Source organism: Paenibacillus sp. FSL R10-2771 (assembly GCF_038000205.1).
GTDB lineage: Bacteria > Bacillota > Bacilli > Paenibacillales > Paenibacillaceae > Paenibacillus_AQ > Paenibacillus_AQ phytohabitans.
The window spans coordinates 2,130,524-2,148,466 of record NZ_JBBOBM010000001.1; the positions used below are offsets into that span (position 1 = coordinate 2,130,524).

Below are 17,943 nucleotides of genomic sequence, written 5' to 3' on the forward strand. Positions count from 1 at the left end.
TGTATGCCTCCTTATGTAGAACGATTATCATTCTCAATAACACTTTACAGATTTTGTCCGGTTTACACTATGGCTGAATGTGATGTCCGGCTATGTAAATTTATGATGTCAGCGCCTGCAGGAGCACCCTGAGCTGGGCTTCGGAAGAGAGCGGATCAAATCCGTAGAACATGGCAGGCTGATTCAGGAAATAGATTCTGCTGCCGGAAGCGGACGCCTGATTCTGCTGTACTGCACGATGAAGAAAGGAACGGAGCGGCTCCCGCATCTCGGCCGTTCCGGCGCTGCAGGTAATAAATATATGATCCGCGGGGTAGCCGGCGAAGTCACTGAAGGCAACCTCCAGATAACCTTGGCGGAGGAGTCCCTCGCTTACAAGGCTGCTTGGGGGCCGGAAGCCCAGATCATTATACAGAATCTGAGATCCGTGGCCATAGCTGCTGCTGAAGCAGTATGCAGCGTCCCTGCCAATCTCCCAGACGACTGCGGTTCCCCGGGGACCGATCCGGCGGTTGAGCTGTTGGTTGGCCGCGTGGCATTGTTCGTCATAGACATTCAGCCAGGCTTCCGCCTGTGGTCTGCGGCCGGTGACCTCTGCAATCAGCCGGAATTGTTCCCGCCAGTCCATTTGCATAAAGGGGATTTCAATAACCGGAGCTAACGACATCAGCTGCTTATTCTTGTCAGGCAGGGAGTAGCTGATAATCACATCCGGCCGGGCAGAAGACAAGCGTTCATATAGACCTGTGGAGCTGCTTCCTTCATTTAGCAGCTTATGCTTGGACGGAATAGGCTTCAGGCTCTCCATCCAAGCCGAATATACTCCGAGCCGGGGAACAACCTCAAGCGCCTGCAGGCTGGCCGTGTGATTGAAGTTCAGCGATACCACGGATTTATTCTTGCTGTGATAGGCTGCAGGAGAAAGACCCACGACCTGTTTGAACTTGCGGCTTAAATAGGTGCCTTCACCATAACCGACTTCAAGCGCCAGCGTGCTCAGATTCGGGGCTCCTGTCAGAATGCGCTGCTGGGCTTTGCGGATGCGCAGCAGTGTTACATATTCATTAAAGGTCTGACCGGTGGATTTGCGGAAAGCGCGGGAGAAGTGCTCCGGGGTAACTCCGGCAAGCTCTGCCGCCTGCCCTCTCGTTAAGTCCTCATTATAATGGGATTCTATATATTGCAATACACGGTCCAGCCAATGAAGCGCCGGCTCCGTATTCTCAGCAGCGCTGTGATACAGCTCAGTGAGCAGTTCTGTGAACAGCTGCTGCACTGCAAAAGGCTGATGCTCTTCCGGCTGGCTCCAGCTGCCCAGCAGCCGCGACGCCACCGCGCAAATACGGGGCGCACAGCTGCGGAGCGGTACACCGTTGTTCAGCGGGCTGGAAGGATGGCTGGTGCCGGAGAGTGTGATATATTCGATCCACACCCCCTGCAGGTTATGGCTGTGCTGCAGGATGATGTGTGCGGAGCTGTCACAGCACAAGGTACTGCCGCTGGACACACGGGTAAGCGCTCCATCCCACTCCATCGTTGCGCTGCCTCCGGTAACTATAATCAGCAGGGAAGAGAAGGGCGGGCTGGAATTTCCCCGGTTAGAAGCGGCTTTGTCCAGTGCAGCAATCCGCACCGGGACATAAAAACTATGAGGATAAGGCAATGAACTGCCGGAAGGTGGTTTATGCATGTTCAGAGTCACTCTTTTCTTGGGTGATAATCATTCTCAATACAGTATAACAGTCTTTCCCCCTATTGACGATCCTCTGATTGGTAAGTAGAGTTTAGGGAGACAGACAAACAGGGTATTGTTGTACTAGAGGGGGCGGGAATTCCATGACGACCTGGAATCTGCAAGGGACGGTCAGCCATCTGCTGATCTGCAACGGAAGCGACTGCAAGAAGCATAAGGGTGAAGAGGTCGCTGACGCGATAGAGGATGAAATCGGGAAGCAAGGGGCAGACAGCCTGATTCATACTACAGTAACCCGCTGCAACGGAAGATGTTCGGATGCGTGTGTAGTCATCTCATATCCGGAAGGCGTATGGTACAGGGATATCACCCCCAAATCAGCCAAAAGCCTGGTACGCAAGGTGCTGAAGGGTGAACGGCTGGAAGAGAATGTTCTCTACACTTATGATGAAGGACTGAAAGCCGCAATTGAAAAAGGGGCAAAGGGTAAAAAGAAGAAATAAAATATGAAAGAAAAATGCAGTCCTCCACTGGAAAATTTTCGGTGGAGGATTGTTTATTTTTGTCAGACGGAGGATTATGATGGATAGAAAAGATAGAGTAAGGGGGAAGCGGGATGTTTGTGGATTTCGAGCCGGATGACCGAGTGCTGCACAGCGAAGCGTTCTTACAGGAAGAGGTGGAATATAATCTCCTTCACCTTATCACCGGAAACCCGGAATCGCTCCGGATCAAGACAGCCGAGGATCATCTGATCTTTGCGCACACGGAGGGGCATAACCCCTGGTTATGGATTGCACCGGAGGTAGGTGCAGATCAGGGCAGAGCCCTGGTTCGCCAGCTTGTGGAGCGGCTGAAGGGCCGCGGATTGTCAGGGGTTAACGGGACTAAGGAGACAGGCAGGCTGTTTGCAGAGGCTTATTGTGAGAATACAGGCAAGCTGTATCATGTTCATATGATCATGGAAGCCTATCATTGCCCGCAGGTGAAGAAGCCCGCTAATGTCAGCGGCAAGCTGCTGCAGGCAGATGCTGGCTATATCCCGGTCATTGCAGACTATTTGGCCGGCTTTGTGAAGGATGCGTTCGGCACCGAGAATGCACCTGAGAATTTCCTCGGCTACGCAAGAGATATTACGGAATCCGGCAAGCTCCGCCTGTGGATGGTACAGGATAGGCCCGTGTCCATGGCGAATCTGGCCCATCTGTCCTCCAGACATGCCCGGATTAATGAAGTGTTCACTCCGCAGGACTGCCGTAAGCAGGGCTATGCCAGTGCCGCTGTAGCAGAGCTGTGTGCTGAGCTGCTGGGCAAGGGCATTACTCCTATGCTCTATGCCGATGCTGCAAACCCGGATTCCAACAAGGTCTATCAGTCGATCGGTTTTGAGCGGACCGGCAGTATTGTTGATTTGCGGTTTCAGTAAGCCGGTTTGTCCGGTGGAGAATACAGGTGAGGGAGTGTCTAAGAATGCTGCAGGGAATGAAAATAATTGTGACCGGGGCCGCTTCGGGAATCGGTAAGGCTATCGTAATGCTTAGTCTGCAGGAAGGTGCTGAAGTGATTGCCTGTGATCTGGATGGCCGGGGGCTTAAGGAACTGCAGGCCGAGGCGGGTTCAGATAATCTCTGCTCCTTCCGGGTGGATGTGAGCAAATACAGCGAGGTGGAGCAATTCTTCGCATACATACAGCAAGAACATGCTGAGGTTAACGGTCTGGTCAACAATGCAGGCATATATCTGGGGCGCAGTCTGCTGGAGTATACCCCCGAAGATATAAGTAGGGTAATGGATATCAATATCAAGGGATATGTCTATTTCTCGCAGGGCTTCGGGCGCCTGCTGTTGGACCGGAAGCAGACAGGCGTCATCGTCAACATGGCCTCCGTCTCCGGTCAGGAAGGCAGCTCAGATGCGGTGTATGGCTTGACCAAAGCAGCTGTTCTCGGCTTGACCAAAAGCTGCGCCATGAACTTTGCCCCTCATATCCGGGTGAATGCTGTTGCCCCGACGATGACCAGCACTCCGATGATGGGGCATATCCCGGCCTGGAGGCAGCAGGAATATCAGGAGCATCAGCTAATTCCGGAGCCGCTGCTGGCGGAGGATATTGCGGATACGGTGGTTTTTATGCTAAGCCGCAAAGCGAGAGCATACACCGGGGCGACGTTTGATATTAATAATGGCTGTTATTTGCGCTGAGCCGCTGGCCTTCTTACCGGAGCTGCGGGAGGGCTGGATGACAGCCTGAATTGCAGGGATATTATCTGTCGGCTCAGGTGGTGCATCACGACCTGCCTGCAGCGATCCTGACAGAGTGTGAACCGGATTCCCTTTGTTGTAATCCGATCGATTTCAGACCATGCGGATGAGGATAGCGTAGAAGTTTTTGAGAGCAATGTTGAGGCGGTTTCGCTGAACTCCCTGGCTTTGGTGGAAGGTCTGCTGGTGGGCCTGCAGTCTTCACTGCACTAGAGCTTTTTTGGCGGGGCAGAAAATTTGACTTGCAGCCTCCGTGTTGACTATGCTAATACAAAGTGCAATTAATCACACTTATATCGTAAGTGTTGCAGCAGGGGGGCGGCAGTATATGGATAGACGTCAGGTCTGGCCGGATAAATTCAAAAAGTTTTTTCTGAATAACAAGTTTGTCGTGGGGCTTTTAATTGCGTTACTGATTGGTGTTACCGTGCTCGTATTCTCCAAGATTCCGTTTATATTCAAACCGTTGTCAGTGCTTCTGCATACAGTGGCAGCGCCGCTGCTTCTCTCGGGAGTTGCTTATTACCTGCTGAATCCGCTGGTTGACCGCCTGGAGCGGAGAAGCAAGGTGAAGCGCGCTTACGGAATTGTTACGATGTACCTCGTAATAGCCGGAATTATTACACTGATCCTGCTGATGGTTATTCCGATTATCCGTACCCAGCTGATGGGGCTGATTGACAACTTCCCGATATACAGCGCGCAGATTCAGGAGGAATTCTTACATCTGACGGGCAGTGAATTTTTCGGAAAGATTCAGGAAAGTGTGGGTACGGATCTCAGTGATATCACCGGCAAGGTGACTACCTGGGGCACCTCGTTCATCAATAATGCCGCCAGTGGCGTAGGCAGCTTTGTAGGCACTTTGACAGAGATTGTTCTGGCAGTGGTGACTACGCCGTTCATTCTGTTCTATCTGCTGCGCGATGGCAAAAGACTGCCCGACTACCTGATGCGGTTCATTCCTACTGCACTGCAGCCGCAGTCCCGGATGGTCATGCAGGAAATGAACAGTCAGGTGGCATCCTACATCCGCGGGCAGATTATTGTCAGCTGCTGTATCGGCGCATTGCTCTATATTGGTTATCTGATCATCGGGCTTGAGTATTCCCTGGTACTTGCTATCGTTGCCGCTTGTACTGCGGTAGTCCCTTATCTGGGACCGGCGATCGCGATTACGCCAGCACTGGTGGTAGCCATGGTAACCTCGCCGTTTATGCTGCTCAAGATGGTGATTGTCTGGACTGCTGTCCAGCTGATCGAAGGGAAGTTTATCTCTCCGCAGATCATGGGTAAAACGCTGAAGATTCATCCGATCACGATTATTTTTGTAATTATTTTTGCCGGCAAAATGTTCGGGGTACTCGGCATCATTCTCGCGGTACCGGGTTACGCCGTACTCAAAGTAGTGGTTACCCATATCTTTCAGTGGTTCCGTTTCCGCTCCGGACTCTATAAAGTGATTGAAGAAAAAGCTGAGGAATAAAGCGAAAAGGATGAGTGTAATGACAGGACAACTAGTGACTACAGCCTATGGGCAACTGCAGGGAGAAGAGAGCGGCGGAGTGAATGTCTGGCGCGGAATCCCGTTTGCTGCCCCTCCTGTCGGAGAGCTGCGCTTTCGTGCACCGCAGCCGCCGGAGCCCTGGAATGCTGTAAGGGAGGCGAAGGAATTCGGCCCGGTCAGCTTTCAGCCGGTAAGTACCAGCGGTACGCGCTTTGGCGGCAGCAATCCGGTGTACTCTGAAGATTGCCTGTACCTGAATGTCTGGTCACCGGCAGCAGCGCAGGAGGATGCCCTGCCGGTCATGGTCTGGATTCATGGGGGCACCTTTGTAACCGGTGCCGGTAGCCAGCCGATGTTTGACGGTGCCAACATGGCGGCAAGCGGCCGGGTTGTGCTTGTTACGGTGAATTACCGGCTCGGTCCGCTAGGATTCATGCATCTGTCCCCGCTGGGCACGGGGCTTGGCTCCAATCTTGGACTGCTGGACCAGATTGCCGCTCTGGAATGGGTGCGGGAGAATATCGCCGTATTTGGCGGTGATCCCGGGAATGTTACGGTGTTCGGGGAATCAGCGGGCAGCATGAGCATTGCCGCGCTGCTGGCGATGCCGGCGGCCAAGGGGCTGTTCTCGCGTGCAATTATGGAGAGCGGTGCGGGGCAGAGCCTGAGCGGTCAGCAGGGGGAACAGATTGCGGCAGCCTTCCTGGCAGAGCTCGGTCTTCAGCCCGGCGGTGACACGCAGCTGCTGCATACACTGCCCGCGCTGCAGATCATGGAAGCGGCCGGACGGATGGCGTACAAGCTGTCCGGGAATTCGCTGAGCATGTATTTCCAGCCGGTTATTGAGCCGCTGACCTTGCCGGTAGAACCGGCGCAGGCGGTACGCGAAGGAGCGGCAAGCGGCATCCCGCTGCTGATCGGGACGAATCTCCATGAAGGCAATCTGTTCTTCCGTGAAGGGCAGGCAGGCGAAAGCTTCGACCGCTCACTCAAGTCGCTGGAGCTGCTGATGGGCATCGAAGACCTCTCAGAGCTGACCTCCGATTACAGCAAAACCTGGGAAGGGCAAGCCGAAGTGCTGACCGATCTGTTCTTCTGGGCCAGCTCCATTTCGTTCGCGGAAAAGCAGCTGGATCACGCTCCGGTCTGGATGTACCGGTTCGACTGGACCGTCACCGGCCATCCGCTGCTGGAGAAGGCCATACACGGAGCGGAGATTCTCTACGTGTTCAACAACCTGCCGCTGCTGAAGCAATACGGACTGACGGTAACCCCTGAGATGGCAGGGGTGGCCGAAGCGATGCAGAGAGCCTGGACAGCCTTTGCCCACTGTGGAGATCCGTCTGCACAGGAACTTGCGTGGCCGCAGTACACACCTGAGCAGCGTGCTACGCTGCTGTTCGATCAGGTCTCGCGTGTAGTGAACGATCCGGACGGAGAGAAGCGCAGACGGATTTTTGAGCATTACGCAGGGTGAACGCGGCTTTTGATTTCAAGAAGGCGTGACATACCGGAATGAGGGGCAGAAGTGCCCCTCATTCCGCAGAATTGGCCTAACTACGGCAAACTTTATTGATCATGAAAAAAGCAGCAGCCCTTACCGGAGAGTCTGATTCTCCGGCATGAGGGCTGCTGCTTTTTAGGTTGAGTCTCACCGCAAGCCACCGAATAAGGAATGTGCAGCCCGCAAAAGTTAGTTCACCGGGGTATAACCCGTTTTCTCGACCAGCTCCTGTCCCTCCGGGGACAGAATCCACTCCAGAAATGGCTCAATATTGGGGTTGGTGCTTCCCGCAGTTACCGCGTAGAATTCTGCTGCGAAGGGGTATGCCCCGCTGCGGATGCTCTCCTTGGCGGGAGGCACACCCCCGATCTCCAGCAGCTTAATCTCATCGCTGGCGTTCATCTCTGAGGCGTAGAACAGGAAGCTGAAGCCGAGTGCATTATTGTAATTGCGGTAGCTGGCGGTCAGGCTGATAATCCCGCTCATGACGTCTGCAACATTCTCCTTCGGGGGGCTCATCAGCGTCCGGTCCTCCATGAGTTTCTCAAGCATGGTCTGGCTGCCGCTGTTCTCGTCCCGTTGAAACGCCCGGATGGATGCTTTCTTGCCGCCGACCTGCTTCCAATTCGTCAGTGTGCCGGAATAGATATCCTTCACTTGCTCAGTGGTCAGTCCATTAACCGGATTGCGCTTGTTGACAAAGAAGACGAATGCTTCGCGTCCTATAGGGGTAAGCTTCAGCTCACGGCCTGCCAGCTTCGCCTGCTTGGTCTGGGCAAGTGAGGGGCCCGCAGCAAAGATGATATCCGCATCTCCTTTAATCAGCCGTTTGTAGGCTTCGGAGGTGGTGGTACATAACACGAGATCATTACCGACCTCGTAAATGCTGTGATTATACGTATCCGGCGGATACACGGCTTGGGCAAAGGCGGAATACAACGGGTAAAGCGCAGTTGCGCCGTCCAGCCGGGGCATTTGTTCCTGAATATAATAGGCTACCTTATGATCCAGGCTGGCGGCTTTGGTATTTACTTCAAAAGGTGCGTACTGGAACAGATTGACCTCCTGCTCCCTTACTTCGGCAAGACTGTTCACATAAGCCTGCCTGATCTCATGACCGGCTGCGCTCAGCAGGCAGATTCCGGCAAAAGCCGCGAGCGCAATCAGGCGGAACCGTTTGCTGAAGAGTTCAAAGATAAAGATTACAGCGAATACTGCAAGTCCGGCCGAAGCGGCGAGGACGAGCGGTGCATAGAACAGCAGGCCTCCGGTAAATGTAGCCATGATATAAGCAATGAAGCCTATGATTGTGATGACGGCTAAGGCAAGGATAGAGAATAACAGCTTGGTTTCAAATGATCTTTTCACAGCGGCCTCCGTTAGGGTTACTATAATATGGATAAAAAGTGTATTCGTATCTTATTCTATAATAAGGCTCCGTTTCTGCCAAACTATGCAGTTCGTGTAATTGCGAAATGATGCATTTTCTCATAAAAATGATCGTTCGATGAAAAAAATGCGTATATTTTCATAAAAAGGCTAGACGAATTCATGAAACGGAGTTATCCTGAGATTGTGAAAAAAATAACAGAATACAAGATTCTCGGGGTAAGGTGAAATTCCTGACCGGCGGTGATGTTCCAAGTGAGCTAAGCCCGCGACTCGTTACTCTTTTACAAGGGAAAGCGACTGATCTGGTGACAATCCAGAGCCGACGGTAAAGTCCGGATGGGAGAGGATCATAAGGTAAAGGCAGCGGGTGTATTCCCTGATGTCTTTATTGATAATGGCCCCCGGTGTTTGCCCTGTTTACAGGTGACGCGGGGGCTTTTGGTCTCTTATCGAGGGTTTGTATCGACAAGGAGAATGAATGATGAGTAATGTATCTGCTTCATCTCAAGGAGTCCGTACCGCACCGCTGCGCAGCGGATTCTGGCTGGTAGTTCTGGGGGCAGCCCTATGGGGTGTTGACCCGCTGTTCCGTATTATCCTGCTGAAATCCCTGACCTCTTCACAGATCGTCCTGCTGGAGCATGTTGTGCTCTTCCTGGTTGCTGCACCTGTAATGTGGCGCCAGCGCGCCGAACTGAAGGGGATCCGCCTTCGTCAAGCCGGGGCCCTGCTGGTTGTGTCATGGGGAGGTTCGGCCATAGCTACAATCCTGTTCACCAAAGCATTGTCCAGCGGAGATTTCAATGCTGTACTGCTGCTGCAAAAGCTGCAGCCGCTCTTCGCCATTGGTCTCGCCGCTGTTATCCTTAAAGAACGCCTGCCTAAGAATTTCGCACCGCTTATCATTGTTGCACTATTAGGCACTTACCTGCTTACCTTTGGCTGGACGATTCCATTCGGCCATGTGAACAGCTTCATGGGTGTAGGCAGTCTAATGGCGCTGGGCGCCGCCGCATTATGGGGCGGGTCGACTGTCATGGGCCGCTATCTGCTGGGTTCCATGAAATATGAAACTGTAACTTCCCTGCGCTTTATTCTGGCTTTGCCGCTTTTATTCGTGATCACCAGCATGGAGGGAGCCCCGTGGCAGATTACCGGCGGAATCAGCGGTTCGGCCGCTGTTGCCATTAATCTCCTGCTGCAGGCTCTGCTGCCCGGATTGCTCAGCATGCTGCTCTATTACAAGGGCCTGAACACAACCAAGGCTTCTGTAGCCACGCTGGCTGAACTCAGCTTCCCGATGACAGGGATTCTGATTAACTGGATTGTATATCACCAGCTTGTGACTCTGCCGCAAATTATCGGCTTTGCGCTGATCTGGACGGCGCTGTTCTTTATTTCGAGCCAGCAGAGCCGTCAGGGACATCAGGCTGAGCTTATCAAACAGAATTAACAACTATTACCGCAGCCTGAGGGGACGACCCCAGGGTTACGGTATCACCAAAAGAGGATGTTCCCGCGAGCCGCAATGGCCCGGGACATCCTCTTTATTTTTTGTAGGGCTGATGACTCAAATGTGCGAGTGAACCGGACTTAGTCCGTTTGGCCGGCTCCCCCTGTCCGGCATCCGGAGAGGGGCTCGTCCTGCTGCCGTTATTACTGCTGCAGGTATGGAGTTATTACGATGGTGTTATAACCCAGCTGCTTCAGCTGTGCCTGCGAGATGTACAGCCTGTTTCCGGAATTGAAGCTGTTCGCAGGGGTAAGCTTTACACTCTTGCTGGCGCTTGTAATCTCAAAGCTGTAACCGGCAGAGGGGGCGTTTAAGTGGCCCCGGTCCTCAGATTCAATGCTCCACCCGAACGCGGCAGCGAGCGGCTTCACCGGAATCCAGTCTTGTCCCTCCCTGGAGAATACGGTAGATACATCGGCGTTCTGTCCGTCCAGGCTAACACTGTATTCGTATGTCATGGAGACAGGAATCTCGATGACCGGCAGGTTTTTCAGCACGGTATCCCGCGGCAGCGCTGCTTCCGGTCTGGAGGAGGGTGAAGCGGGAAACAGTGCTTCGAGTTCGCTATAGTCAGTGATCAGCCGTGACGTCCCGCTCTTCAGGTTATATACCCATGGCAGGCGCTGCGGCTCATTTTTCACATAATATATGATTCCTTTGCTAAAGTTCCGGTTATACATGCTGCCCTTCAGCAGTTCGTGCCGTTCCCCGGTGGACGGATCATAAGTACTGATCACATTTTGTTTAGCAGCTTCATTGTACCCGCTCTCCAGCAGCGTGTGCTGGTTCAGCCAATAGGCGCTGTAGTATCTCTGAGTGGAATAATATACCGAGACGGCACCTGTCTTCATGTTTTTAAGATAATAGTCATGGTATTTGCCGACATACCCGCTGCCCATCGGAGAATTTGGCATCAAGAGGTAACGTGAGCGCTCCAGATATCCCCAAAGCCCGTCCGGAGACAGAGTATAAGCGGTTTTGCGCAGGATGGATTGACTCCGGGTATCGTACACATAACTTTGCTCCGGATCATCAGTTCCCGTTAACTTCAGGTCATCACCGCCATAATTCCGGAAATAATGAAAAGGCTCCTGCCATTTGGCGTAGGTTCCGTCCGGTTGTCTGGCAATGACGGCATCGACAAACTGGTTTCCGTCCAATTGGCCCGCCGAATAGAGCTGGACGCCGCTGGTTTTGCTGATATACGAATCATAATAGTTAATTTCTTCTGCGGCATGTGCTGTAAGCGGAGCTGTGAATGCCAGTAAAATAGATGCGCTTATAGCCAGATGTAATGATTGATGCAGCACTCTTTTCATAACCTTCCATCCTCTCTATGTAAATAACTGTTAATATAGACGGCCGTAGTAACGAAAGGTTTCGGATGCCCGGCTCAATAAATATGAATTACAGGGTTAAAGAGTAAAAATAAACCTTTTCTCCCATACTACCGTTATTCTTGCATCTTCAGCTGCTTCACACTACAACCTTAGGAGGCCACCGCCAATGGACAATCCTCACCCGGCTCCCGCCATTTATATACAGCTCAAAAACCGGGTAACCGTGCCCAAAGGCAAAGGTGTGATGCTGCGCGATGTAGCTTTTCTGATCACCGAGCCGGAGTGGCGGGAGCCGCTGTATTCACTGCTGCTGCTTCAGCCGGAGCAAAGTGACGGCAATCTGATTCTGATTGATCTGCTGACGGTGATTCCCCGGATTCATGAGCTGCTTCCGCATGCGGATATCCAGCCGATTGGCGAAGGGCGGACGATTGTGCAGATTGAAGGCCCGGCAACGGCAAACAAACCTTCCATAGCTTTGTTTGTGCTGGTATGGCTGCTGTTGTTCTTCGGCTCGGCGCTGACGATCATGAATTTCCATGCCGATGTCAGCATGCAGGAGGTGCAGATCCGGATTGTCGAGATGCTGACCGGCCGCAGGGATGAGCATCCGTATGTATTCCAGATCGCTTATTCGCTGGGCATCGGGCTGGGAATGGTGATTTTTTTCAACCATTTGTTCAAAAAGAAATGGAACGAGGAGCCGACACCGCTCGAAGTGGAGATGTTCCTGTATCAGAAAAATATCGACCACTATGTCGTCAACGAGGAATACAGCAAAATGAAACGCCGCGGAGATGATACATCGGGACGCAGGGGGGAGTGAGCATGACTGCACAAATTTCACTCGGACTTAACCTGCTGCTCGGCATTGCCGGAGGAATCGCTGTCGGCGGCGGGGTAATCGCTCTTTTTATAGTGCTTGATATGGTGCCCCGGCTGGCGCAGCTGACCTCCTCCTACAATAAAGTGCACTGGTATGAAGGGGCCATGGTCGGGGGTTCGCTGCTGGGCACGATGAGTGATTTCTGGAACTGGAAAATAACCGCAGGCCCGCTGATAGAGCTGGGGGTCGGACTGTTCGACGGAGTATTCATCGGTATGCTGGCCGCTGCGCTGACGGAGGTACTGAACGTACTGCCGATTCTGGCCAAAAGACTGCATATGACACATATGTTGTTCGGGCTGCTGATGGCTATGGTATGCGGTAAAGTGGCAGGTTCATTGTTCGACTGGTTTGTATACCGACAGTAAAAGGAGGCTACGGGGTGGTTAGGTATATTCACAGCGGTGATCAGGTGGAAGCGGATAAAAAGCATGGCAAGCCGGAGCAGCAAAAGCCGCCGCAGCATGAAGGACAGGCTGCACAGCAAAGTGTTGCAGACGGGGGCCAACGGCAGGATGAAGGGTTAGCTGCACAGCGGGATGGTGCTGACAAAGGTCAACCGCAGGGTGAAGCGCAGGCTGCACAGCAGAATGGGGCTGATAGAGCCACGCCGCAGCAAGAAGGACAAGCTGTACATCAGGCTGATGCAGGCGGGGGACAACCGCAGGAGACGGAGGTTTCAGGTGAGCTGGGAGCTGTTACCCGGCCGATAGAGGGCGGTGCGGAAATCCGTTCCGGCATGGATGCGGGTCCGGGCGCAGAAGGCAGGCCCTCTGAGGCAGAGCCTGCCGGTAGTATAGCAGCGGAAGGCCGTGAAGCAGGAGACGCAGCGGATAGCGCGGCTGCAGGCAGCACAGCGGCGGACAGCCTTGAAACAGGAGGTGCAGCAGATAACGAAGCTTCCGGCAGCACCTCGAAGGACAGCAGCGCAGCCGGAGACGATTCGGATAGCCAGGAGTCCGGCGGCGGCGTCAAAGGATTTTTGAGCAGCTTGTTTGGAGATGATGCCGGACCGGGACAGGGAGCCGGAGCAGACTCCGGTGACGGACAGAATCAGGATGCTGAAGCTGCGGACGAGCTTGGCCAGCCGCAGGGAGATTCCGCCTCAGCTGGACAAGGAGATAAAGCTGCAAGCGGAGCAGAATCTGGTGAGGATAGCGGAGCGGAGTCCGGTGCGGATATCGGAGTGGATTCCGGAGCAACCGGTTACGGGGACCACGATTTACAGGCTTCCGATGGAGCCGGTACACCGGATCAGGAGGGCCCGGCCAAACCTGATCAAGGCACCCCGGATACAGAGAAGATTACCGCCCAGGGAGCAAGTGGCGGCGATGAGGACAAGCAGGAAGCCGAGGGACCCGCTGCAGACGATGGTGCAGGCACCGCTTCAGCATCCGGCGAAGACAACCCGCCAGCTCCGGCTTCGGGCAGCCAGTCACAGGATACGGAGACATCAGACGAACTGGGTGCGGAGACACCGCAGAAGAGCCACAAAGGATTTTTTGCCAGATTATTCGGAGATGATGAAGAGCCTGAGGAAGATGAGCAGAACGCTTCTGGTGCGGATAAGGGTGAAGAGGGACCGTCCAGGCAGGCGCAGAGCGGGGGGGCCTCAAGTAATGACACAGACAAATCTGGAGCCCCTCAGAAGGCCGGGGATCAGTCCGGCAGCAAGGCTAAGAAAGCCAAGTCCAGTCAAGGGGCGGACTCCGCCGGCAAGCCCAAAGATCTGCTGCAGCAGAAACGCGACAATGAACGTTCTGACTCTCTGGAGGAGTCTATTAAGTACTGGCAAGGCAATGATAAGGTATCGACCAACCTGGAGGATACCAAAAAAACCCTGACCGAAGTCATGGGCCTGGGTTCATCCTTTGATATCGTCTTCAGGGAAATGTCCTTTGGGGGCCGGCGCGTTGCGCTGCTCTGCATCAGCGGGTTCGCCAAGGATACCATTATTGACGAAATTCTGAAGCGTCTGACCTATCTGACCCCGGACAATATATCTACCGATGTATTCGCCAGCTTCATGAGCGAATATATTCCCCATGTCCAGGTAGAGAAGGGCGAGCTGCTCAGCGAGAGCATCAATAAAGTCTTGTCAGGCATGAGCGTATTCTTCATCGAGGGCGAGAGCCAGGTTATTATCATGGATACCCGTTCGTATCCTTCGCGCAGCCCGGATGAGCCTTCGATTGAACGGGTCGTCCGCGGAGCGCGAGACGGCTTCACAGAGACGCTGCTGAGCAACGTGGCTCTGGTCAGAAGACGGATACGCGACCCGGGGCTGAAATACGAGATGCATCAGATCGGACGCCGGACCCGGACCGATGTCTGCGTAGCCTATATTGACGATATCGTCGACAAGACTCAGGTGCAGGCCGTTACCGATAAGCTGAAAAGCGTCGATATCGACGGGATTCCCCTTGCTGACAAACAGCTCGAGGAGGCCATTGTCGGCGGAGGATGGAACCCGTATCCGCTGGTGCGGTACTCGGAGCGGCCGGATATTGTGGCCTCCCATCTGCTGGAGGGCAGAGTGGTGGTCTTCGTCGATACCTCGCCGAGTGTCATGGTTCTGCCGACAACATTCTTTGATCTCTGCCAGCATGCGGAAGAGAACCGCCAGACGCCTTTTATGGGAAGCTATCTGCGCTGGGTGCGCTTCATTGGTATCTTTGCCTCGATGTTCCTGCTGCCGCTGTGGATGCTGCTGGTCCTTCATCCGGAGCTGAAGCCGGCCATGCTGGAATTTATCGGTCCGCAAAAGACGGCGAAAATCCCGCTTATCGCCCAATTCCTAATCGTCGAATTAGGGGTGGATCTTCTGCGGATGGCCGCCGTCCATACCCCGACACCGCTCGGCTCGGCGATGGGTCTGATTGCTGCGATACTGGTAGGTGACATCGCCGTGCAGACCGGTCTTTTTGTCAACGAGGTGGTGCTCTACATGGCAGTGGCCTCCATCGGGATGTTCGCAACGCCGAGCTATGAGCTGGGGCTGGCCAACCGGATTGTCAGGCTTGCGCTTCTGCTGGCGGTGGCCGCGTTCCAGATACCCGGCTTCATGATCGGGACAACGCTGCTGATGGTGCTCTTGACTACACACCGTTCCTACAATTCTTCGTATTTGTGGCCGTTTATACCGTTTAATGCAAAAGCAATGGGTGAGATCCTCCTGCGCCAGCCGGTGCTCAGCTCCAAAACAAGGCCTTCCTTCAACAAAACACGGGATAATACCCGGATGCCGCCTGAGCAGGAGAAGGAACACAAATCGTAGGAAAATACAAATCAACTGCAAATTAGTCCATTCTATGGAGTTCCCTCTGTCTGCTATACTGAATACACTAAACAGCCCCGCAAGAAAGTGGAATTCCTCTCCTGAGGCCATACTTTGTGTAACGCTGCGGGGTTCTGTAACATATACTAGACAGGGTGGAACAGATATTCCACAGAAATTGGAGGACTGCGCAATGTTTTTACACGGGACGAGCCGAATTAACGATGCAGGGCATTTGGAAATCGGCGGATGTGATGTGACAGAATTGAAAGCGGAGTATGGTACCCCGCTATATATAGTGGACGAGCAATTGGTCCGGCGCCGCTGCCGCGAGTACATGGACGCTTTTACAGCTTCCGGACTCGGTTTCCAGGTTGCCTACGCCAGCAAGGCTTTCTCAACAATGGCCATGTGCCGGTTGGCGGATGAGGAAGGACTGTCGCTGGATGTTGTTTCCGATGGTGAGCTGTATACTGCGCTGCAAGCCGGCTTCCCGGCAGAACGCATTCACTTCCACGGTAATAACAAGACTCCGGATGAGATTGAAATGGCGATCGATGCAGGCATCGGCTGCTTTGTAGTCGATAACCTGGTTGAACTCAGCCTGCTGCAGGCGATTGCTGCCCGCAAGGAAGTAACGGTTAATATTCTGCTCCGGGTTACTCCGGGCGTAGAAGCGCATGCCCACCATGCCTACGCATCGACCGGACAGACGGATTCCAAATTCGGGTTCGATATCGGCAACGGCTCCGCGCAGGAAGCGGTAAGACAGGCAGACGGCAAAGCCAATCTGAACCTGCTTGGCGTTCATTCCCATATCGGCTCGCAGATTTTTGAGACAGAGGGCTTCCAGCTTGCAGTTGAGCGGATCGCCGAGTTCACCCGCAAAGTGAAGGAAGAGCTGGCCATCAGCTTCCCGGTCGTCAATCTTGGCGGCGGATTCGGTATCCGTTATGTGGATGGAGATACTCCGCTGCAGGTTTCCGAGTATGTTGCAGCCATTACGGATGCAGTGAAGACGCATTTCGCCGGTATCGGCGATGGGCTGCCGCAGATCTGGGTTGAGCCGGGCCGCAGTATCGTAGGTGATGCCGGTACGACCTTGTACACCGTAGGAACAAGCAAAGAAATTCCGGGTGTGCGCAAATATGTTGCCGTTGACGGCGGAATGACGGACAATCCGCGTCCGGCGCTGTATGAATCCAAGTACGAAGCCGTGCTCGCAAGCCGCGCGACTGAGCCTAACGAGGAGACCGTATCCATCGCCGGCAAATGCTGCGAGAGCGGGGATATGCTGATCTGGGATGTAGAGCTTCCGAAGGTAGAGAGCGGCGATCTGCTCGCTGTTGCCTGCACAGGAGCCTACAATTACTCCATGGCCAGCAACTATAACCGTATCCGCCGTCCGGCGGTAGTCTTCGTACAGAACGGCCAGAGCGATCTGGTGGTCCGCCGTGAATCGCATCAGGATATCGTCGCCAATGATATTGTGCCGGCACGTATTGCCAAACAGACCGTTACGAAATAAACCTTAACCGCTGTGCCGGCAGCGGGGGCAGTCCAACAGGGCAGGCGGGGATCGTTCCCGCTTGCTTTGCTTTGTGCCCCGTTTCATAGTAAACTAATAAAAGTGTTCTATATTTGTCATTTCGAAAGGGGTCATTTACATATGGCTAAGCAAGCGAAAATTACACTCGAAAACGGCGGTGTCGTGCTGATCGACTTGTTCGAACAGGATGCGCCTAATACTGTAGCAAACTTTGAGAAACTGGCTAAAGACGGATTCTACAACGGACTGTTGTTCCACCGTGTAATTCCAGGTTTCGTAGCTCAAGGCGGCTGTCCTAACGGAACAGGCTCCGGCGGCCCTGGTTATACCATCAACTGCGAAATCAACCCGAACAAGCATGAGCGCGGCTCCCTGGCTATGGCCCATGCGGGTAAGAACACAGGCGGAAGCCAGTTCTACATCGCTTATGCTCCACAGCCTCACCTTGACGGAGTACACACTGTATTCGGTAAAGTGGTTGAAGGTATGGACCAAGTCGATGCTTTCAAAGGCCGCGACAAAATGGCTACGGTTGAAGTCGTAGAAGTATAATACAAGCATCGTCAAAAGGGGCTGTCTCACAGGAAGAATTTCTTCTGCATGGGCAGCCCCTTTTTTATGAAAGAGTTATATGTTGTAGAGACCCTGGAAAGTACGCAGACTGGGTCCATCATGGTCTATTGAATGTGCAAAAGAAACCTCACCTTGGTTAACAATGGATGGTCGCACTTCCATTTTGTCAAAGAGAGGTTTCTTTTTGATTTTTAAAAGATTGACACAATTCCCGCTTAAACAGCGGAGAGGACGGAACGATTGTGGAAAAGCGACAGCGGTCGCCTTGGTCTCCGGATTTTCACCGTTAAAGGGAATGAAAAAATCTGGAGAGCACAGCGATTGGAACAACGTTCCGTTCGCGGAGCGTCCACCCAAGTGCTCACGTTAATCCTACTCCAAAATAAAGAGCTGTCCCAAGCAGCCATATCATGGCTTTTGGGACAGCCTCTTTTTTTTGCCCATATT

Annotated in this window: 14 protein-coding genes, 1 pseudogene and 1 riboswitch; of the genes and pseudogenes, 12 read left to right on the top strand and 3 right to left on the bottom strand. The window is 53.5% G+C overall.

From position 1 onward, the window contains the following. Positions 1-100 precede the first annotated feature (100 nt). Positions 101-1,690, bottom strand: a complete 1,590-nt coding sequence (locus tag NSU14_RS08930) for a helix-turn-helix domain-containing protein (RefSeq protein ID WP_042138668.1) — start codon at positions 1,688-1,690, stop codon at positions 101-103. A 146-nt stretch (positions 1,691-1,836) separates the two neighbouring features. Between NSU14_RS08930 and NSU14_RS08935 the strand changes: the two genes are divergently transcribed. The 6 genes from NSU14_RS08935 (at position 1,837) to NSU14_RS08960 (ending at position 6,939) form a co-directional block, all read left to right on the top strand. After that, a complete protein-coding gene (locus NSU14_RS08935) occupies positions 1,837-2,196 on the top strand; it encodes a (2Fe-2S) ferredoxin domain-containing protein (protein WP_039301636.1) in 360 nt (119 codons plus the stop codon). Between the two features lie 113 nt (positions 2,197-2,309). After that, the gene (locus NSU14_RS08940; RefSeq protein WP_340944260.1) at positions 2,310-3,119 is read left to right on the top strand and encodes a GNAT family N-acetyltransferase; all 810 of its coding nucleotides are present in this window, start codon (positions 2,310-2,312) and stop codon (positions 3,117-3,119) included. Positions 3,120-3,163: 44 nt separating this feature from the next. Further along, positions 3,164-3,895, top strand: a complete 732-nt coding sequence (locus NSU14_RS08945; protein ID WP_076243368.1) for an SDR family NAD(P)-dependent oxidoreductase — start codon at positions 3,164-3,166, stop codon at positions 3,893-3,895. A gap of 117 nt (positions 3,896-4,012) precedes the next feature. Then, a complete protein-coding gene (locus NSU14_RS08950; RefSeq protein ID WP_179093474.1) occupies positions 4,013-4,168 on the top strand; it encodes a hypothetical protein in 156 nt (51 codons plus the stop codon). Between the two features lie 115 nt (positions 4,169-4,283). Continuing rightward, on the top strand, positions 4,284-5,441 hold the full coding sequence (locus tag NSU14_RS08955; RefSeq protein ID WP_039301649.1) for an AI-2E family transporter: 1,158 nt from the start codon (positions 4,284-4,286) through the stop codon (positions 5,439-5,441). A 19-nt stretch (positions 5,442-5,460) separates the two neighbouring features. Further along, positions 5,461-6,939 carry a carboxylesterase/lipase family protein gene (locus NSU14_RS08960; RefSeq protein WP_336103081.1) on the top strand — a complete coding sequence of 493 codons (1,479 nt, stop codon included), beginning with the start codon at positions 5,461-5,463 and terminating at the stop codon, positions 6,937-6,939. A gap of 216 nt (positions 6,940-7,155) precedes the next feature. Here NSU14_RS08960 and NSU14_RS08965 read toward each other — a convergent pair whose 3' ends face one another. Then, complete coding sequence (locus tag NSU14_RS08965) at positions 7,156-8,334, bottom strand: PstS family phosphate ABC transporter substrate-binding protein (protein WP_340944267.1); 1,179 nt, start codon at positions 8,332-8,334, stop codon at positions 7,156-7,158. 227 nt (positions 8,335-8,561) lie between these two features. Next, a riboswitch (FMN riboswitch) is annotated at positions 8,562-8,710 on the top strand. Between the two features lie 129 nt (positions 8,711-8,839). Between NSU14_RS08965 and NSU14_RS08970 the strand changes: the two genes are divergently transcribed. Continuing rightward, complete coding sequence (locus NSU14_RS08970; RefSeq protein ID WP_042138662.1) at positions 8,840-9,811, top strand: DMT family transporter; 972 nt, start codon at positions 8,840-8,842, stop codon at positions 9,809-9,811. 203 nt (positions 9,812-10,014) lie between these two features. On the opposite strand, the gene NSU14_RS08975 is transcribed toward NSU14_RS08970, so the two are convergent. Beyond that, positions 10,015-11,190 (bottom strand): hypothetical protein, encoded by a 1,176-nt coding sequence (locus NSU14_RS08975; RefSeq protein WP_042138661.1) that lies wholly within the window; start codon positions 11,188-11,190, stop codon positions 10,015-10,017. A 187-nt stretch (positions 11,191-11,377) separates the two neighbouring features. Here NSU14_RS08975 and NSU14_RS08980 point away from each other — a divergent pair, with 187 nt between their 5' ends. The 5 genes and pseudogenes from NSU14_RS08980 to NSU14_RS09000 all read left to right on the top strand — a co-directional run bounded on the left by NSU14_RS08980 (position 11,378) and on the right by NSU14_RS09000 (position 17,475). After that, positions 11,378-12,037, top strand: a complete 660-nt coding sequence (locus tag NSU14_RS08980) for a stage V sporulation protein AA (protein WP_076243365.1) — start codon at positions 11,378-11,380, stop codon at positions 12,035-12,037. A 2-nt stretch (positions 12,038-12,039) separates the two neighbouring features. Further along, on the top strand, positions 12,040-12,465 hold the full coding sequence (locus NSU14_RS08985; protein WP_042138659.1) for a stage V sporulation protein AB: 426 nt from the start codon (positions 12,040-12,042) through the stop codon (positions 12,463-12,465). 1,379 nt (positions 12,466-13,844) lie between these two features. Then, positions 13,845-15,374, top strand: a pseudogene (locus NSU14_RS35955) (spore germination protein); the annotation flags it as partial. Between the two features lie 193 nt (positions 15,375-15,567). Continuing rightward, complete coding sequence (gene lysA / locus NSU14_RS08995) at positions 15,568-16,902, top strand: diaminopimelate decarboxylase (protein WP_042138658.1); 1,335 nt, start codon at positions 15,568-15,570, stop codon at positions 16,900-16,902. A 141-nt stretch (positions 16,903-17,043) separates the two neighbouring features. Further along, complete coding sequence (locus tag NSU14_RS09000) at positions 17,044-17,475, top strand: peptidylprolyl isomerase (protein WP_039301672.1); 432 nt, start codon at positions 17,044-17,046, stop codon at positions 17,473-17,475. Positions 17,476-17,943 lie beyond the last annotated feature (468 nt).